Source organism: Simiduia litorea, from assembly GCF_042853465.1.
In the GTDB taxonomy this organism is placed as follows: domain Bacteria; phylum Pseudomonadota; class Gammaproteobacteria; order Pseudomonadales; family Cellvibrionaceae; genus Simiduia; species Simiduia litorea.
Window position 1 is genome coordinate 2,399,993 of the sequence record NZ_AP031497.1, and the last position, 22,102, is coordinate 2,422,094.

Consider the following 22,102-nt stretch of genomic DNA (forward strand, 5'->3'; position numbering starts at 1 on the left):
TTACCAAGGCCCTTCAAATACCCTAAGCACCTGAATAGCCACGGTGCGCTAGAACACTATGGTGCTCGGCGATTTTTTGCCTCGTGCTCGAGCAGCCACTGCTTGCGGTGTAATCCACCGTTATAACCCGTTAAGCTACCGTTGGCGCCAATCACTCGATGACAGGGTACGACAATAGCGATGGGGTTACGACCATTCGCAGCACCCACGGCGCGTACTGCTTTTGGTTTTTTGATGGCACCGGCAATATCGCTATAGCTGCAAGTGTTAGCGTAAGGGACATCTAACAAGGCACGCCAAACCGAGCGCTGAAAATCTGTACCCATCGGCGCCATCGGAAACGTAAACTGCGTCAACCTACCGGCGAAGTACCCCTGCAACTGATCAATGGCCTCACACAACAAGGGCGAGTTAACGCAATTGCTTTCACCGTCGCGAAATGCAATCTCCGCAATACCGGCCTCGCTTTCACCAACCCATAGATTACCCAGTGGCGTGCACAGGTGGCTGTAACTCAAAGACGCTGCCGTTGTCATAATTGACTCCACATTTGCACTGTTAAATAGCTTCGCCAAGGTTGTGCAAGGCTATCGTCGACAGCCCCCAGTTTTGCCAAGCCATGCTTTACACCTAAATCACCACGCAGCCAAATATCGGAATCACCCTGGCCTCGCATACACGCATAATCCACTGTCCAAGGACCTATCCCCTTAAGTGCCAGCCATTCCCGCGCGTGTGTGTTCGGTTGCTGCACACAAAATTGTGCCAATCGGCGCAGTGTATCGCGCCGCTGACCTGGCATTTTTAAAAAGGCCAAATCGTGTTCAGCCAATTTTTCTGGCGCAGGAAACCAACGCTGTTCCCCCTCGCACTCACCCAAGGTATCGACCACCTGCGCCACCAAATTTCTCGCCGCCGCTACAGATACCTGCTGACCCAATACAGCCCGCACACCGGCTTCAAAGCAACTGGGAAATTGAGGTATTCGCAACCCAAGATTTAATTTAAGGTTAGGCGCCGCGCGCAACAGCGCTTGATCAATAAAATAGCTGTTGGCATTTAAATCTAATATCGTGCGTATTTTATCGACCGCTGCAATCAAAAGTCGCCAATCACTCAGTTGAATTAACACTTGAAACTGACAATGATCGGCGCGATGAAACGCCACAAACGAGACTTTTTCTGAACCGAGATAAAATTGTCGACCGTAGTGATCCTCGCCCACAGTTTCCAAACCCTCAATCGCTCTGGCACGTAAAAACGCACTCACCCACGCCCAGTTATAGGGTGGCCTGTAACTCAAGTTTAACGTCAAACTTGGCTGCATTTTTGTGCTTGCCTGCACTGTGTTTTGGGCGCGCACGGCGGACGGCGTCAAGTTTAATTGCTGAGAGAAACAGTCATTAAAACGTCTGACACTGGCGAAGCCACTGGCAAACGCAATTTGCGTTATCGGTAACGCCGTTTGGTGCAGTAATTGTTTCGCCAACAGGCAGCGCTGGTACAGCTGATACTGTTTCGGTGCCACCCCTAACTCACTGACAAACAACTTGCGTAAATAGCGCTCTGAAATAGCAAGTTGTCGAGCCACTTGCGCAATGGCGTCGCCTGCATTCAATTGCGCCATTGCTGACGTTAATGCGCCACTCGACGCCGGCGCTGGCGCAGCATCCGGCTTACAGCGCAAACACGGGCGGTAGCCTTGTCCAGCGCAGGCGGCCGCGGAGGGAAAATAACGTACATTAGCCTCTTTCGGCGCGCGGGCAGGACAAATAGGTCGGCAGTAAATACCGGTAGTCAACACTGCGGTATAAAAAACACCGTCAAAGCGTGCATCGCGGGCGAGCCGCGCGGCTTGGCATTGTCGCGGGCTCAAGGGCATAACCGACATGGCGAGACCTGTGTAGAACTCAGTAGAGAAGCCGCAATCTTACCTTATCGCTAGCCGAGTACTAGCCAGAATCGGAACTGACCAAAAACAGAGGGCATTAACGCAAATATTAGCCGGCGTAGCACCGGCCAGTGAGGACCGTCAATCGTCGAGCAGGCTGAGGGCGCTCTCGACACCAAAAGCGGTATGTACCTGCTGGCACCAGCGATTTAATCGCTCACAGGTGAGATTTTCTTGCTGATCTTGATCGATGGCGAGACCGACAAATTTTGCCTCGCCGGGCACCAATGCCTTAGAGGCATCGAAGTCGTAACCACTGGTAGACCAATGGCCGACAATACTGGCACCATTTTCTACGATAACGTCGTGCAACATCCCCATGGCATCGAGGAAGAAATCGCCGTAGCCAAACTGGTCACCTAGGCCAAAGAGTGCGACGGTTTTACCGGTAAAATCGACCGCCGAAATATCGCCCCAAAAATCTTCCCAATCGGACTGAATTTGACCAAAGTCCCAGGTGGAGATACCTAAAATAATGTGGTCGTAAGCGTCAAAATCGAGCACTGTTACGTCAGCAACGTCGTGCACATCAATAACATCTGCACCAAATCGCGCTTGAATTCGATAGGCGACAGCTTCTGTATTACCTTCGTCGCTGCCAAAAAACAAACCAATTTGCGTCACAAAAAACCTCAACTTACCGACATTACGCGCTTAAAGCCCATCGTCATCGCTGGTTAAAACCAATAGCCACCGTCTCGGTAACCCTGAACATCTAACTGCGCAACTAATCTGCCGCGCGCCACTATACGGTGATTTCGTATCACCCAGCGAACTGCTAACCTCACAACAACCTCTACCTACTTGTTACCTTGGCCACCGAGTCAATCAAGCCAACGGGGGCACTATCGTGCTCAAGGCTGTCATTCCGCGGCCGCGCATTATACCTACTTCCACCCAAATATTAAGCGCCAATCGCCGTTTCGGCTGACTCTTTAGTCGCCCTGCAACCGCCGAACTCGTGTTAACGCTCAGGCTAAGTAAGTGCGGTAATTTAGTGGCTGTTACGTATAATGCCCGCATGAATCAAGCCGCACTCACAATACTCAACACCACCTTCGGTTACGCCAACTTCAGGCCACCGCAAGACGCCATCATCGACGCACTTATCGACGGTCAGGACGCACTTGTCATCATGCCTACGGGTGGTGGCAAGTCGCTGTGTTATCAGATCCCGGCTATAGCACGCAAAGGCTGCGGCGTGGTTATTTCCCCGCTGATCGCCCTTATGCAAGATCAAGTCAGCGCGCTAGAACAACTTGGGGTTAAAGCCGGGTTTCTTAACTCAACCCTATCGGCCGCCGATAGCCAAAACATCGAGCAGCAATTGATGTCTGGCGATCTCGACCTGCTGTATATTGCACCGGAACGCCTGAACCAAGCGCGCACCATCAACTTGCTACACCAAGTACCGCTGGCGCTTTTCGCCATTGATGAGGCCCACTGTGTGTCGCAATGGGGTCACGACTTTCGCTCCGATTACCTGCAGCTGGGCTTGCTCGCCGATCAATTTCCCGATGTACCCCGCATTGCCCTAACCGCCACGGCTGACAGCCGAACTCAGGCGGAAATCATTCAACGCCTACACCTACAAAATGCCAAGCAATTTGTGGTCGGCTTCGACCGGCCCAATATTCAATACCGCATTACGCCAAAAAATAATCCGCGCAAGCAGGTGCTGGCATTTATTCGCGCGGAGCACAGCGACGACTCCGGCATAATCTACTGCTTATCGCGGAAAAAAACAGAGGAAACAGCGGCCTTCTTAAGTGCCGAAGGCATGACCGCACTGCCCTATCACGCCGGCCTGCCCGCTGAAACACGGGCGGCAAATCAACGCCGGTTTTTGCGCGAAGACAACATCATCATGGTTGCCACCGTAGCCTTTGGCATGGGTATTGATAAACCCGACGTGCGCTTTGTTGCCCATTTGGACCTACCCAAGAGCATCGAGGCCTACTACCAAGAAACGGGCCGCGCCGGGCGCGACGGTGCACCGGCCACCGCTTGGATGGCCTATGGCTACCAAGATGTGATTTTACTCAGCCAAATGATGAGTCAGTCAGAGGGCTCAGCCGAGCACAAGCACGCCGAGCGACAAAAACTCGATGCCATGCTCGGCCTGTGCGAAATCACCAGTTGCCGCCGGCAAACGCTGTTGCGCTATTTTGGAGAACAAGATCATGTGCCTTGTGGCAATTGCGACACCTGCATAAATCCCGTGGCCACTTGGGACGGTACCGATGCCGCGCGCAAAGCGCTGTCCTGCGTATTCCGCTCCGGTCAACGCTTTGGCGTTTCGCACCTAGTGGACATTTTATTGGGTAAAGAAAACCAAAAAGTCCTGCAGTTTGATCACCATAAACTAACCACTTTTGGCATAGGTAAAGATCTCGACGCCAACCAATGGCGCTCCGTTTTCCGGCAATTAGTGGCCCGTGGCTACCTCGCCGTGGACAGCACCGGCTTTGGTGGTTTGCGGCTAGAAGAAAGCTGTCGCGATTTACTCAAAGGCGATGAACGTATTCAGTTGCGACGCGACGTCAAAGACGTAAAAACCAGCAAGTCCAAACACAGCCAACAATTGGCACAAGCCGATACCGCTTTGTGGGATGCCCTACGTGCCTGCAGAAAGCAATTGGCGGAAGAACATGGCGTGCCGCCCTATGTGGTCTTTCACGATGCCACCTTAATGGAAATGGTGCGCTACCGCCCCACCTCAGAGCAAGCCATGCTCGCCATTAGCGGTGTGGGCCAATCGAAATGGGACAAGTTCGGCGAGGCGTTTATCGACGTTATTTTGCGCTTCGACAACGACGCGACAAACAACCAAGACAGCGCAACCTTAGACACCACTGCACAACTGCTACAAGCACAAATGACAGTGGAGCAAATTGCCAGTCATCGCGGACTCGCCGTTGAAACCGTGTACAACCATGTCGCCATTTTACTGCAAGATAAACGCATTGCCTTGTTGGATGCCATCGAACTCGACGAGCGCACATTAGGTCAAATTCAAGACGAAATTTTGCAATACGACGGCGGCGAAGAGGGCTTTCGATTTAAACCGGTGTTCGAGGCGCTCGGCGGAAACTACCCCTATGGCCTACTAAAATGCGTGCGGGTTGCCATGCTCAATCAATAAGCATGGCAGCACCCGATTATGTATCATCATGCACTTCCAAGTGCCTACAGGTTTAAAAACTGCGCGTGAAACCGTAGATGCGCCTCTATAAAACTGGCGATAAAAAAATAACTGTGGTCGTAACCGGGATGTTGAAACACCTGTAACGGGTATTTTTCCGGTGCCGCAGCGATTAACGTTTCTGGCATTAATTGACTGGTCAAAAAGTTATCCGCAAGGCCCTGATCAACACGAATAGGAATTGTTGGCCCTGCCACGGCAAGCAATAGGCTGGCGTCGTAATCGCGCCACTGGGTTTTATCCTCACCCAAATACATCGCCAACGCCTTCTCGCCCCAAGGGCATTGACTCGGTGCACAAATCGGCGCAAAAGCCGAGATTGATCGATACCTATCCACGTTGCGCAAGCCAATAACCAGCGCGCCATGACCGCCCATCGAGTGCCCCATAATACTGCTACGGGTCAAATCCAATGCCGTCACCTCACGGCCAAGTAACGCTGGTAATTCCTGCACAACATAATCGTACATGTGATAGTGACGAGACCAAGGCGCTTGAGTGGCATTGACATAAAAACCCGCGCCCACACCGGCATCGTAGGCGTCATCATCCGGCACGCCTTCGCCGCGCGGGCTGGTATCAGGCGCCAGCATTGCAATACCCAATTCCGCCGCCACGTGCTGAGCACCGGCTTTAGTCACAAAGTTTTCATCTGTGCAGGTTAAACCCGACAACCAGACCAACAGCGGCACCTTCTTATCGACGGCCTGAGGCGGTAAAAATAAGGAGAAATGCATCTCGCACTTAAGCACTGAAGAATAATGTTTAAAGCGTTGCTGGCGGCCAGCGAAACACAAGACATCGGCGACTTTTTCTAAGGATACATTAGCCATTAGTAGAGCACTACCGAGCGAATGCTTTCGCCTTTATGCATCAAGTCAAAGGCCCTATTGATGTCGTTAAGCGGCATAGTATGCGTGATGAGATCGTCAATTTTAATTTTACCCTCCATATACCAATCGACAATTTTCGGCACATCGGTGCGCCCGCGCGCGCCACCAAAAGCCGTTCCGCGCCAACTTCTGCCGGTGACTAACTGAAACGGCCGCGTGGATATTTCTTGCCCAGCACCGGCTACGCCGACAATGCAGCTTTGACCCCAGCCTTTATGACAACACTCCAAGGCGTCGCGCATGACGTTAACATTGCCAATACATTCGAAGCTGTAATCCACACCACCACCGGTCATTTGTACAATGGCATCCACTAAATTTTCATGGTCTTTCGGATTCACAAAATCCGTCATACCAAACTGCTTAGCCAAGGCAACCTTGGCAGGATTTGTATCGACACCAATGATGCGCGTAGCGCCAACCATTTTCGCACCTTGGATAACATTTAGCCCAATGCCACCTAAACCAAACACCGCGACCGTAGAGCCAGGCTCAACTTTCATGGTAAACGCCACCGCGCCAATCCCGGTCGTCACACCGCAACCTATGTAACAAACCTTATCAAAGGGCGCATCTTCGCGGATTTTTGCCAAGGCGATCTCAGGCAGTACGGTGTAATTAGAAAAGGTCGAACAACCCATGTAGTGCAATATGGGCTGACCATCCAGTGAAAATCGACTGGTGCCATCAGGCATTACACCCTTACCTTGGGTCGAGCGAATGGCTTGGCACAAATTTGTTTTCGGGTGCAAACAATAATCGCACTCGCGACACTCCGGCGTGTAAAGGGGTATCACGTGATCGCCTTTCTTAAGAGATTTCACACCAGGGCCTACATCGACCACCACACCGGCACCCTCGTGACCAAGAATGGCAGGAAAGGCGCCTTCTGGATCATCACCCGACAAGGTGAACGCATCGGTGTGGCACACGCCCGTCGCCTTAATTTCCACCAGCACTTCGCCCGCCTTAGGGCCTTGTAAATCGACCTCGTGAATTTCCAGCGGCTTTCCAGCACCAAATGCGACAGCAGCACGTGTTTTCATGGTAATTATCCTTCAATATAGCGAGATGAGGCGGCTAGAGTGTAGCGCGAATTCAACCCCTACCCTAACCAATAGAGGCGCCAAAATAAAGTTCAAACGCCCACGTAGACTTGATTGGAAAATTTATCTGTTTAACCCAGCTTATTATTCGTCAAGGGTACGAGTTGGCAACAACACCATCTGGCATCAGATGTTAATAGATAGTACCAGACTAGCTCAAACACCCTGTGCCACTAAAAAAATGGATATCCTTATGATTCGCGCCACATCCATCCAGCCGCTCGGCTGGTTACTTGCACTCTCTCTCGCTATCATCTTTCCACTAAGCAGTACCGTCGCCGATACCGTGCCACGCTTTAGCAAAGCCACACTTGAGTACGCAGAAACCATTCGCCTCGACGCACCGGAAAACAATCACGCAATGCGTATTTTGGAATCACTAACCACCGAAGTGGGCCCGCGCCTAGCCGGCGGCCCAAATGACGCCCGCGCCGTAGCGTGGGCCAAGGCCAAATTTACCGGGCTTGGCTTTGATGAGGTTTGGCTTGAGCCAGTTACCTTTCCAACCTGGCAGCGCGGGATTGAAACCGCCGAAGTACTCAGCCCCTACCCGCAACCTCTGTCCATAACTGCCCTAGGTAACAGCATTGCCACACCGGCAGAGGGCTTAAGCGCAAATATCATTGAGTTCGCGACCTTGGCGGACTTAGAGGCTTCGACAAACGCCAAGGTAGCCGGCAAAATTGTTTTCATTAACAAGGCGATGAGCGCCCACATAGACGGCGCTGATTACGGCCCCACCGTGGGAGCGCGTAGTCGTGGCGCGAGTGCTGCGGCCAAACTTGGCGCCGTCGGACTACTTATTCGATCCGTAGGCACGGATCACAACCGTTTAGCACACACGGGTTACAATGGTTATGAAGACGGAGTCGAAAAAATTCCAGCGGCAGCGTTATCGGTACCCGATGCGATTCTGCTTAGCAATATGCTGAAACGCGGCAAACCAGTATCGGTAAAGATGAACCTAGGTTCTGGCCCCGGTCCGGAGTACACGTCTTACAATGTCATCGGCCAAATCAATGCCAAAAAGAAAACCAATAAATACGTCTTAATTGGTGGCCACTTAGACTCCTGGGATTTAGGCACAGGCGCTATTGATGATGGTGCCGGCTGTGCTGTCACCATGGCTGCAGCTGAGTATATTGCCCGAAAAAAATTACCGATTATGCACAATATTCGGGTGGTTTTATTTGCCAACGAAGAACAAGGTCTATTTGGTGGCAATCAATACCGAGATGCGCATAAAGCGGATGTGAAAAATATTATTGCCGCCGCCGAATCAGACTTTGGCCAAGGCCCGGTGTACGCACTCAACTCACGAGTGAAACCCGAAGCGCTACCACTTGTGCAACAAATGCAAAAAGCCATGAGTGGATTAAACATCAAAGCCGGCCACAATAACGGCAACGGCGGGCCAGATTTAATAGCCCTCGGCGCTGAAGGTGTTGCCATGTTCGGTCTTGCACTAGACGGTACAGATTATTTCGATCTGCACCACACTGCCAATGACACCTTCGATAAAGTAGAAGCAGAACGCTTAAATCAAACCGCAACAAGTTTCGCCATGTTCGCCTTTTTAGCGGCAAACGCACCTAGCAGTTTTGGCTCAGGTGAACCTTATTTAGTCGAAAAGGCAAAACAGGCGACGCATTAAAAATAGCCCGAGCCTTTAATAAAAAGGCTCGGAATTCTTTGCTCGCGTTGTATGATACAAAGACAATTTATAAACAAGCACGCCACTCGGAAATGAGCCGATCTATACTCGCCCGGTTCACATCTAGATGCGTCACCAAGCGCATACCTTGATAGCCAGGTGATATTAAAATACCCTGCGCTTTCAATTTCGACGCCAGCGCCTGTATAGCCACCGTCTGATCGACATTCAAAAACACGATATTTGTTTGCACGCTCGCCACATCACAACTAACGCCCGGCAACGTATTTAACTGTTCCGCGAGATAGCGCGCATTGGCGTGATCCTCGGCGAGCCGAGACACATTTTCCTCTAGCGCTAACTTACCGGCCGCGGCTAAGATACCCGCCTGACGCATACCGCCGCCAACCATCTTGCGCAAGCGCCGAGCGCGGGTAATAAACGCGCTACTGCCAAATAACAATGAACCCACCGGAGCCCCCAAGCCCTTCGACAAACAAACGGTCATGGAATCGAAGTACTGAGCAATTTGCTTAACATCCACTCCCAACGCAACAGCCGCGTTGTACACGCGGGCGCCATCAAGGTGCATGGCTAACCCATGGCGATCGACAAAGGCCCGCGCCTGCGTCAAATAAGCCATTGGCAACACCTTACCGCCTATTGTATTTTCTAAACTGAGCAAACGCGTTTTAGCAAAATGGTTGTCGTCGGGTTTAACCGCCTTCTCTAATTTGACCAAATCAATACTGCCATCGGATAAATTTTCGATTGGCTGCGGTTGAACCGAACCCAATACCGCTGCTCCGCCGGCTTCGTACTTATAATTGTGCGCATCCTGGCCACACAAATACTCATCACCTCGGTCGCAATGACTTAAAATACCTAACAAATTTGCCTGCGTACCGGAGCTGGTAAAGAGCGCGCTAGCAAAGCCATGCTGATGCGCCGACCAGGCTTCCAACTCATTCACCGTTGGGTCGTCGCCATAGACATCATCACCTACCTCTGCCTGGGCCATTATTCTGCGCATTTTTTCACTGGGCCGGGTAACGGTATCCGAACGAAAATCGATCATCTAAACTCTCCTTGAGCAAACAAGGCCACATGCTACTCCAATTAAGGAGATTAAGAAAATAACGTTATTAACAGATCTACCGACGGTATGACTTACTGGAAAGGCGTTTAAACAACATAAAAAAGCGCAAAAATATCCACCCATGAGATCATGGCTACTCTATCAAAAGCTAAACAATAGCGATGCATCTACCGATGAGCTTGGATAGTAAACTGAATGTTCATATCCCTTCACTTGCACTTTAAAAACAACCGATTCTGATGCCTGCCACTGACCAAATAGTCTTGCACTAACAATCGGCTCTACGTTGTCGTACTGATAGTCCACACCAATGCCCATCAACCAGGGTTTATCTTTTTGTGTTGAAATTTCAGCGCCGATGTAGCTATAGCTGTCGTACAAATCCTTATTCACGCCCCCAACTAAATAGTTGTAACCAACGAGAAACAACAATGAAAAATAATCGTGATCCTTAATCACCACGAAATCAAGATACACATCCCGAGTACCGCTACCTAACTGCCGCTCTGCATCGGCGTTGTCGCCATCGTAACCCAAAGTCCAAAGCCAATAACCGGATGTGTGAGCGAATGATTTTCCAAAGCTGGCATAGATATTGACATCGCCTACGCCCTCCTCTGTATTATTTTCTTCGGTTAAGGCAGTACAGCGAGCGAGTAGTCTATCGCGGAAGGGCTCTAGCTTTTCTGGCAACTGGGCACCGCTCGAGAGCAAATCACAATTGCGCGCCTGCTGGGCGCTACCTCGGAAATTAAATACACCTTCAACGCGCTGAAAAGGTACATCCACGCCCACAATCCAATCCTCATAAGCAACATACGGTGATAGGGTTGTAGACCACAAACTCGCATTATTGTCGCTATACTGCTGAGCTTGATAGCGCACGCCTAGATCTACACCAACATCGATCGCCGCATCGGCAGCGGCTTGAGCCGCGCCAAAGACAAACAGCGGCACAATCGAAACTACGTTTCGAAGAAGAGCGTTAAAACCCAACATGTTTTTTATCCCTGAAATTATTTAGCGTAACGAACTCAAGAAATGAATCACTAACGCCGTTGCCTGGCCCTATTTTTCATTAGCCTATCGCGCAAGGCCTGGCGCTGTTCGGGCGTTGCCGTGCGCAGCCGCTCCCGCAAAGCCGCTCTTTCTTCCGGTGTCATCGTTCTAAGATTCGATTTTAAATTTTCACGCTCAGCTTCAGGCAATTGTTGAAACCACTCGAAGCGTTTACGCAGGGCATCCTGTTCCTCAGGAGAGAGTTGCTGAAACCGCTCAAAGCGTTGCTTCAACATTTGGCGTCTCTCCGGCGTCAACGTCTGCCAACGCTGAAATCTAGCCATGACGTTTTGTCGCTGCTCGTCGGTCATATTCTGGAATTTTTCCGCTCGATTAAGCAGTTGCTGGCGCTGCTTTTCATCTAAGTCAGACCATTGCTGCGCAAACGGGTGCAGCAGCGCCTGATGTTCTGCACTCAGACTTTCAAATTCCTCTGCGCCAGAAAATATGCTGGTTAGCAATAACCCTGCTAGCAATAGCATTTTAATAGCCACCCGACCCCCTAAATAACGCTGATAGTAATTGCGCTTCATATCCCCTCCTCTCTAACTGAAACGTCAGAGTTAGTGTGCCCTTGGGCGGTCGAATCGGGTTTAACAGGCATATTGGCTATATTTTCCTTTGATTCATTCGGCAACCCTGAATCACTTTGCTGCATAAGCTGATCCAAATCGTGAGGATCAAAAATCTTTCCATCACTATCGCCATAGTGGCTAAACCACAACCAAAACTCAGCTTGTTGAACCACGCTATCGGCGTTGGGTTCAATACTCTCCGCATGGACACGAGCGCCCGGAAAAACACTCACCGCGCCCAATAACATCATCCAACCTTTCAATGATTTAAAGTGCACGCATGTCTCGCTCAGCCAATTCCTCAACGGCCCACAACAAATCCATCGTTTCTAATAGTTCGGGTTCCAAATCATAAAGGCTCTGCGCTTCGATGCCTGAATCTATTGGAACACGGACGGGAGTTGATAGATTCGGAACGACGACAACCGCCAACAGCGCAGCCGCCAACGCGGGCCAATAAACAATGGGCCGAAACAGCGCGTTAGCTCTACGGGTGGGCGCAGGCTTAAGCGCTGATTGCTGCAACAGTGCCGCACGTCTCGCCATGGCAAGCTTTAGCTCGAGTTCAGGGTCTAAGGCCTCAACACTTTTATCCAGCTGCTGACAAACTTGGCGGGAAAATTTTTCAGCCATCACACCAATTCCTCCAATGTTGAGCGCAGCGTCTGTAGGGCTCGAAAATAATGGGTTTTAATACTACCCTCACTACAGGCCATAATCTCAGCCGTACTGGCCACGTCGTAACCTTCCCATGCTCGCAACAAAAACGTTTGTTGCTGCCTTAAGGGCAAGCGCTCGATGGCCGCCAACACTTTGTCCATACTCATTGCTAACACCCACCTCGCTTCGGGTTCTTCATAACTCGGGCCGATAAACGCCGAGCTGATATCGTCTTCATCCTGCACCGACGACTGCCAAAACCAACGCCGTTGTTTTGACAAATTTCTGTGCCACTGCGCAATATTGTGCTGCAAAATCCGATGAAACAAAGGCCCCCATTCAGGTGCAGACTTATGTCGGTAGTACTGCACCAGCTTTAGCATGGTGTCCTGCACGATATCCAAGGCATCACTCTCCTGCTTGGTGGCAAAAAACGCCATGCGAAAGGCACGGCGCTCCACACTCGCTAAAAAGCTATCTAAGTTCTGCGGTTCAACCAACGCTAGGTCCTTACCCCGAGGTGCCTCGCTAACACTAATATCCGCCGCAACCTCGTGCAAGTGAATCACGTGAACCAAGGCGTAATCTATTGTCCGGCCCTATCAATATTGACCTCAACACTGCGTGTGGTTGATTCGCCCGCCGCATTGACGCGGGTGATGTCTTTGCTAAGGATACCCTCATCTCGATCCACTGTTGCTACCACAGTGCGCGACACAGACTCACCGGCCGTATTTGTACGCTCAGCGCTACTGGTGTAACCGTTGTCAGTCTTTTGTTTAACAACTGTGCTGGAAAAGCTTTCCCCGTCGACGTTTTGACCTGAGCTCGTTCGGGTAATTGATTGACTCTCAGCGTCGCGCGTGACTTGCACATCTCGATTGGCCATTTGGCCGTCCGCATTGATGCGTGTGGTACTGCTGGTATAACCATCATCGGTCTTTTGTTTTACGGCACTAACACTGTAGCTCGAGCCATCAAACTGTTGCCCGGTGGTTTCACGAGTCAGCGTTTTAGCGTCGGCATCCCGGCTAACTACCGTAGAGCGCGATGCGACCTCACCAGTCGCATTCGTACGGGTAGCGTCACGGGTATAACCGTCGTCCGTCTTTTGTATAACGGCGGTGCCGCTGTACTGCGAACCATCAAAACGTTGACCTGTAGTTTCACGGGTGCGAGTTTGTGAATCAGCGTCTCGCACAACAACGGTATCTCGGCTAGCCACCTGCCCCTGGGCATTGGTCGCTGTACTGTGCCGCTCGAAACCCGTGCCGGTTTTTACCTTACTCACGTCGCGACTTACCACACGGGCATCGCGATTCGCCCGCAACGAATCTTGACGCTGTACGCGGTCGGCGCGGTGTTGTTGATTACTCGCACGCTCAATCGCGGCCTGAGCAGGTCGATCCGCCAAACTGAGAGCGGAGGTAAGGGTTAGCACAGCCAGCGTTACAAGTTGTATTTTCATCATATTGTCCTTTGATAGGCTTGGTGTAATTGCAAATAACACCTACTACAACGGACTAAGGAAGGTTTGGTTGACAGGAGCTGGAATATTTTCTCAGTAAACCAGAACCGACTTGCGGGGGTCATATTCACGCTTGACGACCCTGCTGGATCCCCGATACTAGCCACATCATCCAACCGATGAAAGGACACGTACAAACCACTTTGCCCATCAGGAAATACGCTATGTACACAAAACTATTGGCTAGCGCCACTCTACTAGTATCAGTCACGTCGCACAGTGCCTGCCCAGAGTTCCTCGACCAAGAGTACCGAAAACTCCACAGCACAGAATCTATCAATTTATGTGAGGCGTTCGAAGGCAAAAACCTGTTAATTGTTAATACCGCAAGCCATTGTGGTTTTACACCGCAATTTAAGGCGCTAGAGGCGGTATACCAGCAATACAAAGAGCAAAATTTTACAGTCATCGGCTTTGCCAGCGATGACTTTAAACAGGAAGACGCTAAAGAGGCCAAGGCCGCCGAAATTTGCTACATCAACTACGGCGTTACTTTTACGATGCTAGCCCCAACATCAGTCCGAGGCGACGACGCAAACCCTACGTTCAAAGCATTGGCAGCAGCAACAGAGGCACCGGGTTGGAACTTCAATAAGTATCTAGTCAGTGCGGACGGAAAAAGTATTCGCTATTTCGGCAGCAGAGTGAAGCCCAACGACCCGAAATTAACGCAGACCATTGATGCGTTGACGGGAAAATAGGTATACAACAAAGATCGAAGCTACCCCTTTAGCTACCTTCGTAGCATTGATCAAGGCCGACACAAGGTGTCGGCCAACAGACGTCGATCTGAAAATCGCGAATATCAAGTACCGCCGCAGGAACCACAACACACGTCTACACCGTGGGTTTTGTTCGCACCCACATCTGCAAATTGTGCATTCGGTTCCGGCGCTTCAAACAATATATTGTTTTCCAAGTGAATATGCTGTTTCAAATCGTCAACAAACGCTTGCAGGCCAGCAAACAAGGCGCGCCAAGTATTACAAGCACCTTTGGGCAAGGTTATGTTATCAGTAAGCGCGTAAAGCTTATCTAAAGCGCGGGCATGATCGTCGTGATCATGGCGCATCACATGAATCGGCCCTTGTGCCATAGTGCGCTGGCCAGCCTTAAGCATAGGGAATAGAATTTGCTCTTCTTTTTGCATGTGGTTGTTAAGCTCTTCATCCATCAACATCAAGTGTTGCGCCAAACCCTTTGGGCATTCAGGCTTGTCGCCGTGCACATGCTCAACGCGGCTCGCCAATCGAATAAGTTCAGTCAGTTGTTCACGGTGCACGTCATGATAACGCGTGAGAATATGATCAATCAGCTCCGTGTCTGGTGCACTCGACCAATCTTTTTCATCGCTGCCGCGGGCAGCTAAGCTATCTAACGCCGCAATAACCTTTACTTGGTCGATGTCATGTTCCGCTAACGCTTGTTTAAGTTTAACGTTGCCACCACAGCAAAAATCTAAACCAAGTTGATTAAACAGCGCAGTTGCACCGGGAATTTGGCGAGCCAGTTGGCCGACAGTTTTTTCGATTATGGGCATGGCGTGTTACCTGCTGGTTATTTTCAAAGATGTAAATCAGAAGAATCTTTTAAGCCAGTGTACGCCCGCTATGCACGGGCGACATCTAGCCATGGGGGTTAGGCCTACTACCTATTTATCAGTAGCCGTGGCACTATCACATTCACCACAACAAATACCTTCTCGCGCCAGTGAATCAGGGCTGGCCTCGCTCCAGGCTTCGGTTAAACCTTGCATGACTGTAGTGCGAGGCCAAAGAGCAATCAGCACCTGCCACGCCAAGGCTAAAGCGCCAACAATAAACACCACATCGCCAAAGGTGCGAACCCAGCGCAATGTCACTAACAAATCTGACTGCATGAAAGATTCACTTCGGGCATACCAAAACCCTTCTTGCGCGCTAGCGATAAACTGAATGATGCCGACCGGTAATAAACTGGTAAACAACATCAACGCCAAGCCCACATTTAGCCACCAGAAAGCGGTTTTCATGAGCCTTTCGCTAAACATCAAGCTGGGCCGAATGTAGCGCAAAATCAACAAACAGAATCCAAGTGCAAGGAAGCCATAAACGCCGAATAACGCTGCGTGCGCATGAGTCGCCGTGGTGTTAAGGCCTTGAATATAGTAGAGCGCAACGGGCGGATTAATAGAAAAGCCCAACACCCCTGCTCCCAACATATTCCAAAAGGCTACAGCCACGAAAAACATCACAGGCCACTTTAAATTGGCCATCCACGGTGCACGCTTTTGCAACTTCCAATGTTCCCACGCTTCGTGCCCAAGCAATATTAAAGGCACCACTTCAAGCGCTGAAAAGACCGCACCTACTGCCATAACCGGAGTTGTTGTACCAGAAAAATACAAGTGGTGAAACGTTCCCGGCACACCACCTAACATGAACAAGGATGCCGAACCTAAAGAGGCCACAGTCGCTAAACGTTTAGAAACTAATCCTAGTGAACAAAAAATAAAAGCCAGCGCTGTAGTGGCAAACACCTCGAAGAAGCCTTCCACCCACAGGTGTACAATCCACCAACGCCAATATTCCATGACCGAAAGGTGTGTGCGTTCGCCATAGAAAAACCCAGCGCCATAAAACAAGCCAATAGCGGCTACAGATGCAGTCAGTAAGGCCAGTAAATTTTTGTCACCGGGCTGACGGAGAGCCGGAATTACGCCACGCAACATCAACACCAACCACAGGACAATGCCGGTAAATTTTCCTATCTGCCATAGACGGCCTAAGTCCACGTATTCATAACCTTGATGACCGAGCCAGAAATTAAGCTCTGGTGGTAACCATTGGGCTATAGCCAGATAGCTGCCTATAAAAGTACCGCCCACAACCACAACCAACGCCCAGAATAAAATATCGACGCCGAGTTTTTGAAACTTTGGATCGCGACCACCGTTGATAATCGGCGCAAGAAAAAGCCCAGCAGCTAAGAAGCCGGTAGCGATCCAAAACATGGCGGTTTGAATATGCCAAGTGCGAGTCAAGCTATAAGGCAACCACTTAGATGTTTCTATACCATAAAAACTTTGCCCCTCCACAGTGTAGTGAGCCGTAAAACCACCGAGAAACACTTGCAGTACAAACAGCGCCATCACTACCAGCACATATTTGCCTAACGCCTTTTGCGAGGGCGTGAGCTGAATAACGCTTAAAGGATCTGCCGGTGGTGCCTCTGGCTCTACCTCGTCTTCGCGCTTCATAAAGGCCCAAGCCCACACCAAGCTACCAATACCTGCCACCAACAAAACCACGCTCACAACTGACCAAACAATATTCTCTGCGGTTGGTTTATTGCCTATAAGCGGCTCGTGCGGCCAGTTATTGGTATAGGTAGCGCCGTGGGGTTCGCGCTCAGTGGCAGCAGCCCAAGCAGTCCAGAAAAAGAATTCCGTCATTCGATGCCGCCGCTCTGGGTCAGGCAGCGTCTGCTCCTTCATGGCATAACTAGCGCGGGTTTGCTGCAATTCAGGGCTGCCACCAAATAAGCGATGATAGTAATCCGCGGTTTGTTGCATCGCCGCTAATCGCCTATCGCTGATGATTAGGGTGTCGGTTGCCACATCATAGGTATTTTGACGATAAGCCTGTTGCAACCAGCTATTCGCCAAGGTTTTCTGGTCACTATCCAACGCTTGATAACTCAGGCCCCAGTGCTCAAGTGCGGCGAGTTCGCGCCACGCCAGCAATTCGCGATGCAACCAATCTGCAGTCCAATCGGGCGCTTGGTATGCGCCATGCCCCCAAATAGAACCTAGCTGCATGCCGCCAACGGATTGCCAAGCACTTTGGCCGTCCAGTATTTGCTCGCGACTACTAAATAGCTCACCGCTGGCCGTCATAATCTGCTCAGGAATCGGTGGAGCGGCTCGATACACTTCTCGGCCAAAGTAGCCAAGCACCCCAAAAGTGAAAGCCAGAATGCCAATGAGCGTCCACCAAAACCGGTAGTAGCTATCCGCATTTCCTGTTGTTGTGTGCATAGTTAATGCCTCCGAAGTCATCGCAATTCCATCATTCATTAAGATGTATTTTAAATACATCTTTTAAAATACTAGCGCACAACATACAAACATGTAAACTAAATACATCTTTAATAATGTAAATAATTTTCTATGCATGTAACTCGGTTTACCGACTACGCCTTACGCGTGCTCATGTACCTAGCAGTGCGTGAAGAACGGATGTGTACCATTGGTGAAATTGCTGAAGCCTATGCCATCTCTAAAAATCATTTAATGAAGGTGGTACAGGAATTGAGTGCCCAGAACCTCATTGAAGCCACCCGCGGTAAAAATGGCGGCCTAAGGTTAGGTAAACCCGCAAGCGAAATTTCAGTGGGCGCCCTAGTGCGAAGCATGGAGCAAGGTATTGCGTTGGTGGAATGTTTTGGCAACAGCAATGCTTGTGTGATTACCCCTGTTTGCCAGTTGAAGCATGCCTTTAATGAGGCGCTGGAAGCGTTTTTTCAATCGTTAGATCAGTACACCTTGGCGGATTTGGCACCCCGCACCCGCTATACAGAACTGCAACAGCTGCTGGCGATTCCCGTATAGACACCGCTTAACATCCTATAAAATCGAGAGGCACTGTACTGAGCATCCTCCAACTTAAGTCACTTTAAGGAAAAGTTCAGCAACCCCTCTACAAGCAATTAAACATCATCCCCCTGAATATTTGGCCTTTGTGCTACAAAATTAACCTTAGGCTAGTGCCATTTCAGCTCACGCGAAGGTTTGATATTTCACAAAGCAAGGTTGACTGATCAGTCGTATAAGTAATTGATTCTGGACGTATCACCAAAGCCTGACTAGCCTGCTATCTCATAATTGTCGATGGATGTCGTGCAATTCGCGCCGTATATTTCCAGCCAGCTGTGAGTTAATCCTCCTGCGACGCCCCATTGCTCAGCAGTCTTCCTGTGGTTTCGACGGCCTAATAACTTAGAGCATGGGGAAGACAATGAAAGCATTCTTACTAGCTGCTTTATGCAATTTATTTCTATTCGTTTTACCGGTGAATCACGCCCTTGCAGAACCGGGTGACTACGGCTTCTGGAAAACCTTAGGCAACTTAATTAAACCGGAAAAGGCCAACGACCCAGTATCCTTCGCTGAAACCCAAGGCATGTATCCACTCAACCAACCAGTATCTGGCTTTAATGATGGTTTTTCACCAGGGAGCTACGACAAATGGCAAAAAGTCGACGTGCCCATTAGCACCGGCGCCATGTGCGGTAACGGATCCCCCTTTAAATTCTTTGTTTACCGCGTGCCGGATACCAGTAATACCATTTTTTATTTTGAAGGAGGCGGCGCATGCTGGGATTATGCAAGCTGCTCTGGCCAAACCGGCATTCGCGGCGCGCGCAACCCCAACGGTATTCCCAATAATTATGTGCAAAACATCAATTTATTAGATTTCCAAAATTCTGCGAACCTAGGCACGGCAGCCGCAACACCGCTCATTTATACCCACCATCCCTATAATCAATTTAAGACCGGTGAATGGAACATCGTCTACGTCCCCTATTGCACAGGCGACATATATGTAGGTGATAAAACGGCAGTTTATGAAGACCCAGCCGGCGAAAATGCCCCTCTGGTTTGGCACCACAATGGCTTGCGCAATGTGCAAGCCGTAACCTCGTGGGTAAAAAATAATTTGAAGAAGCCCACTCAGCTGGCGATTGCTGGGTGCAGCGCTGGCAGTATCGGCGCCCTGCTCAACTACTCAAAACTGAGGTCGCATTTCGAGAGTCAATACGGCTACTTGGTAGATGATTCTGGCCCCATTTATAATGCACCGCTTACCAGCAACGATACCGCCACTTACCCTTCACTGCCATTGCATCGGGAGGTACTTAGCTCCTGGACGATGTTTAGCCCCGATGATGACCCAGCAGAGGAAAATCCCATCAATATGTTGAGCCAAATAACACCGGGGTTTGAAACTACTAGGCTTGCTAGTTTGTATGCGGGGTTATCCGCAAAATTTCCCAGCGACAGATTGGGCATGACGCACTTTTTAGCCGACGGAAATTTTAGCTCTTATTCATACGAGCGATTTTACAGCGATATTGAAAACGACCCAAATGCCGCGTCAAAGCTGGCCAAATTACGGGTAAAATGGCAGCAGGATACAGCCAACAACTTAATTCCACTGCTGGCGAGTACCGGCAACTGGAGCTACTACTTCCCCATGTACCGGGATTTCAATGAGAGCCATTGCACGTCAGTACTCGACTTCCGCTACGGAGAGATTGAGGAGTTAGGCTTGTCCTTGTACGACTTTATGAACAACGTCGTTAATTACCAAGGTGGTGCGCCCCTACGTGCAGTAGAAACCGACGCCAGCTCCGATTTCATTAACAATCACGATTGGTTTTACGATTTAATTGATGGCTTACTCTAAGCGCTAAAACCTAAGGCTGACCGAAATTTCGTCAGCCTTAGTCTTCAGCCCCTTCACCGTAAGCAGCCATGCGTGCGGCTAATAGCTTTTCTCTCAGGTATTGTTCGCGAGATAGACCTCTAGGAATAGTGTCCAGCCGATTAACCTCTTGGATAATCTGTAACTCTTGCGCCTTGTAGCTTTTAAACTCCGGGGTATTCTCGGGGTTGTACTTCTCTGTAGAAGCCTGGGACTTTTCTTGATAATGCGCCAACAGATCTTTTGCCTCTGCCTCGAACGCAGCGCGGTCGGTACTATTTTTCTCCAGCCACGCCATTTTCAAGTGCAGTGCCTCAAAACCCAGCACCCCACCCTCGGCCTCTAAGGTTTCTATCTGCAACCAAATAGCCTTGGCCTCGTCTGCATCATTACCAGAGGTATTGAAATAATCGTGTAAGGCCTGCTTATCTGTTTGGCGTTTGAGATACTGCTGAACAGAGGCATGACCTAAAAGCAGCTGTTGCTCTAGGTTGTCAGCCTCAAGCTTAGCGGCATCTCTCTTCGGAGTACTGCGACTGCTCGGTACAACATCATTGATCTGGGACGACTCAAGCGTAGGCTTATACACTAACCAAACTGCCGCAAGTACGGCTACAGAGAAACTAATCCATAGTCTATACATAACATTTTATCTCAGCAGGCGGAAAACAATTGCAATAATTGTAGTTCATCAACAACATCTACGTGTGATACATATTTCACGCAAAAAATACTTGTACTTTTTGACCTATAAACGGGCGTGTTAAATTGTGCGTAGAGGGGCACTCGAAAACCATAGTGTAAATCAACTGCTATTCGCCATAGTACTGGCGAATTTCTCTTTCAAACTTAGGGTCAGCGAACTTCTTTGGATAAAATTCCGGACCATTTTCTATTTTTCGGCAACCTAAATTAACCGTAATGGAGCGATCCCCCCAATTGACTGATTCTATACTATTACGGCTAATAAGCACTTTTCGTCCACCGGGTAGCCAATTATTGGTATCAATAACAATATACGGAATACGCCAGTTATCATCGCCAACAATAAAATCGTCTATATGACCTAAATCTTTATCTAAAGCGTGAATCCGATAGCCTTTGAGCTCCTTTACTGAACGTAAATTTCGGTCTTCCTTTTTCAGCTCCGTTAAACCCTCAAGTACACCCGCATCCGCTAAAGGGGTAGGATGGGCATAGGTTCCCCATAAATTATCGCCCATCCAATAGGCGCCGTAGCCATAGTACTTAAACAACTCAGCTTCATACTTGTGGGATAACGGTTGATGTTCTTCCAATTGTGGACTAGCTTCAACACCTTTCTTAGTCAAATTAATGGGAAACTGGTAGGTATCCCAATCAGGATCACCCAAAGAAATTGGGCTAATCAGCACTTTTCGACCACCGGGCAACCACTTATTGGTATCAATCACCATATAGCGTACTACCCAGAATTCATCATCAAAAAGAAAGTCTTTACAAAGACCAATTTCGCTATCGATACCTTGCAATTTGAAACGATTGATTTCATTCAAACTTCGCAACATAGTCTTACACCACTTATGGCTATTCAATGAATGCATTTAACAATCAGAAGAAACTGATTGCTGAATACGCTAGTAAAATATCGACAGTAAATATCAATAAAAAACATTCCTGGATTTACCGCCCATTATTCTGAAGGTAATCGCCATCGGGCAGATGTTTGAGAATGAGGACTGTAAAAGATTAAAACCAATAATCGCTGTTAGCCAAAGCCAGTAGACGCTGAAAAACATTGACATCAGCACGCTAAACAATATTAGTGCTCCCGATAACCTTAATACCCAGCGATCAATATTCACACGAATAACCTCTAAAAAATTTGATTAAATTACAGACATGGCTTGCACATAAATAATAATG

22 protein-coding genes are annotated in these 22,102 nt (G+C 49.5%); 5 read left to right on the forward strand and 17 right to left on the reverse strand.

Annotated elements, in window-relative coordinates; genetic code table 11:
- Window positions 1-56 precede the first annotated feature (56 nt).
- From ACGHTT_RS10695 to ACGHTT_RS10705, 3 genes are all read right to left on the reverse strand, one after another.
- Window positions 57-536 carry a methylated-DNA--[protein]-cysteine S-methyltransferase gene (locus ACGHTT_RS10695; protein ID WP_390590471.1) on the reverse strand — a complete coding sequence of 160 codons (480 nt, stop codon included), beginning with the start codon at window positions 534-536 and terminating at the stop codon, window positions 57-59.
- Complete coding sequence (locus ACGHTT_RS10700) at window positions 533-1,891, reverse strand: Ada metal-binding domain-containing protein (protein WP_390590472.1); 1,359 nt, start codon at window positions 1,889-1,891, stop codon at window positions 533-535. The genes ACGHTT_RS10695 and ACGHTT_RS10700 overlap by 4 nt, the downstream gene beginning before the upstream one ends.
- A gap of 141 nt (window positions 1,892-2,032) precedes the next feature.
- Window positions 2,033-2,575 (reverse strand): flavodoxin, encoded by a 543-nt coding sequence (locus tag ACGHTT_RS10705; RefSeq protein ID WP_390590473.1) that lies wholly within the window; start codon window positions 2,573-2,575, stop codon window positions 2,033-2,035.
- A gap of 397 nt (window positions 2,576-2,972) precedes the next feature.
- Between ACGHTT_RS10705 and recQ the strand changes: the two genes are divergently transcribed.
- The gene (gene recQ, locus ACGHTT_RS10710; protein ID WP_390595031.1) at window positions 2,973-5,096 is read left to right on the forward strand and encodes a DNA helicase RecQ; all 2,124 of its coding nucleotides are present in this window, start codon (window positions 2,973-2,975) and stop codon (window positions 5,094-5,096) included.
- Between the two features lie 44 nt (window positions 5,097-5,140).
- On the opposite strand, the gene fghA is transcribed toward recQ, so the two are convergent.
- Together fghA and ACGHTT_RS10720 are read right to left on the reverse strand one after the other, a co-directional pair.
- Window positions 5,141-5,989 carry an S-formylglutathione hydrolase gene (gene fghA / locus ACGHTT_RS10715; protein ID WP_390590474.1) on the reverse strand — a complete coding sequence of 283 codons (849 nt, stop codon included), beginning with the start codon at window positions 5,987-5,989 and terminating at the stop codon, window positions 5,141-5,143.
- On the reverse strand, window positions 5,989-7,095 hold the full coding sequence (locus ACGHTT_RS10720; RefSeq protein ID WP_390590475.1) for an S-(hydroxymethyl)glutathione dehydrogenase/class III alcohol dehydrogenase: 1,107 nt from the start codon (window positions 7,093-7,095) through the stop codon (window positions 5,989-5,991). Before ACGHTT_RS10720 ends, fghA begins: the two co-directional genes overlap by 1 nt.
- A 253-nt stretch (window positions 7,096-7,348) precedes the next feature.
- Between ACGHTT_RS10720 and ACGHTT_RS10725 the strand changes: the two genes are divergently transcribed.
- Entirely contained in the window at window positions 7,349-8,809 is a 1,461-nt protein-coding gene (locus tag ACGHTT_RS10725) for a M28 family peptidase (protein WP_390590476.1), read from the forward strand.
- 67 nt (window positions 8,810-8,876) lie between these two features.
- On the opposite strand, the gene ltaE is transcribed toward ACGHTT_RS10725, so the two are convergent.
- From ltaE to ACGHTT_RS10760, 7 genes are all read right to left on the reverse strand, one after another.
- Window positions 8,877-9,887, reverse strand: coding sequence for a low-specificity L-threonine aldolase (gene ltaE, locus ACGHTT_RS10730; RefSeq protein ID WP_390590477.1), 1,011 nt, complete (start codon window positions 9,885-9,887; stop codon window positions 8,877-8,879).
- Between the two features lie 162 nt (window positions 9,888-10,049).
- On the reverse strand, window positions 10,050-10,907 hold the full coding sequence (locus ACGHTT_RS10735; RefSeq protein ID WP_390590478.1) for a hypothetical protein: 858 nt from the start codon (window positions 10,905-10,907) through the stop codon (window positions 10,050-10,052).
- Window positions 10,908-10,957: 50 nt separating this feature from the next.
- A complete protein-coding gene (locus ACGHTT_RS10740; protein WP_390590479.1) occupies window positions 10,958-11,500 on the reverse strand; it encodes a DUF3106 domain-containing protein in 543 nt (180 codons plus the stop codon).
- Entirely contained in the window at window positions 11,497-11,820 is a 324-nt protein-coding gene (locus tag ACGHTT_RS10745) for a hypothetical protein (RefSeq protein ID WP_390590480.1), read from the reverse strand. Before ACGHTT_RS10745 ends, ACGHTT_RS10740 begins: the two co-directional genes overlap by 4 nt.
- Window positions 11,810-12,175, reverse strand: a complete 366-nt coding sequence (locus ACGHTT_RS10750) for a hypothetical protein (RefSeq protein WP_390590481.1) — start codon at window positions 12,173-12,175, stop codon at window positions 11,810-11,812. Before ACGHTT_RS10750 ends, ACGHTT_RS10745 begins: the two co-directional genes overlap by 11 nt.
- The gene (locus ACGHTT_RS10755; RefSeq protein ID WP_390595033.1) at window positions 12,175-12,771 is read right to left on the reverse strand and encodes an RNA polymerase sigma factor; all 597 of its coding nucleotides are present in this window, start codon (window positions 12,769-12,771) and stop codon (window positions 12,175-12,177) included. Before ACGHTT_RS10755 ends, ACGHTT_RS10750 begins: the two co-directional genes overlap by 1 nt.
- Before the next feature lie 17 nt (window positions 12,772-12,788).
- Window positions 12,789-13,670, reverse strand: coding sequence for a hypothetical protein (locus ACGHTT_RS10760; protein WP_390590482.1), 882 nt, complete (start codon window positions 13,668-13,670; stop codon window positions 12,789-12,791).
- A 224-nt stretch (window positions 13,671-13,894) separates the two neighbouring features.
- Between ACGHTT_RS10760 and ACGHTT_RS10765 the strand changes: the two genes are divergently transcribed.
- Window positions 13,895-14,431: a glutathione peroxidase gene (locus tag ACGHTT_RS10765; protein WP_390590483.1), complete on the forward strand. Its 537-nt coding sequence runs from the start codon at window positions 13,895-13,897 to the stop codon at window positions 14,429-14,431.
- A gap of 104 nt (window positions 14,432-14,535) precedes the next feature.
- Here ACGHTT_RS10765 and ytfE read toward each other — a convergent pair whose 3' ends face one another.
- Window positions 14,536-15,270: an iron-sulfur cluster repair protein YtfE gene (gene ytfE, locus ACGHTT_RS10770; RefSeq protein ID WP_390590484.1), complete on the reverse strand. Its 735-nt coding sequence runs from the start codon at window positions 15,268-15,270 to the stop codon at window positions 14,536-14,538.
- Window positions 15,271-15,381: 111 nt separating this feature from the next.
- Window positions 15,382-17,748, reverse strand: coding sequence for a nitric-oxide reductase large subunit (locus ACGHTT_RS10775; RefSeq protein ID WP_390590485.1), 2,367 nt, complete (start codon window positions 17,746-17,748; stop codon window positions 15,382-15,384).
- A gap of 132 nt (window positions 17,749-17,880) precedes the next feature.
- Here ACGHTT_RS10775 and ACGHTT_RS10780 point away from each other — a divergent pair, with 132 nt between their 5' ends.
- Window positions 17,881-18,321: an RrF2 family transcriptional regulator gene (locus ACGHTT_RS10780; protein WP_390590486.1), complete on the forward strand. Its 441-nt coding sequence runs from the start codon at window positions 17,881-17,883 to the stop codon at window positions 18,319-18,321.
- 406 nt (window positions 18,322-18,727) lie between these two features.
- Entirely contained in the window at window positions 18,728-20,179 is a 1,452-nt protein-coding gene (locus ACGHTT_RS10785; protein ID WP_390590487.1) for a pectin acetylesterase-family hydrolase, read from the forward strand.
- A gap of 37 nt (window positions 20,180-20,216) precedes the next feature.
- On the opposite strand, the gene ACGHTT_RS10790 is transcribed toward ACGHTT_RS10785, so the two are convergent.
- The 3 genes from ACGHTT_RS10790 to ACGHTT_RS10800 form a co-directional block, all read right to left on the reverse strand.
- Window positions 20,217-20,840: a hypothetical protein gene (locus ACGHTT_RS10790; protein ID WP_390590488.1), complete on the reverse strand. Its 624-nt coding sequence runs from the start codon at window positions 20,838-20,840 to the stop codon at window positions 20,217-20,219.
- A 169-nt stretch (window positions 20,841-21,009) separates the two neighbouring features.
- Window positions 21,010-21,744, reverse strand: a complete 735-nt coding sequence (locus tag ACGHTT_RS10795) for a PRC-barrel domain-containing protein (protein ID WP_390590489.1) — start codon at window positions 21,742-21,744, stop codon at window positions 21,010-21,012.
- A gap of 93 nt (window positions 21,745-21,837) precedes the next feature.
- On the reverse strand, window positions 21,838-22,041 hold the full coding sequence (locus ACGHTT_RS10800) for a DUF2892 domain-containing protein (RefSeq protein WP_390590490.1): 204 nt from the start codon (window positions 22,039-22,041) through the stop codon (window positions 21,838-21,840).
- Window positions 22,042-22,102: the final 61 nt, after the last annotated feature.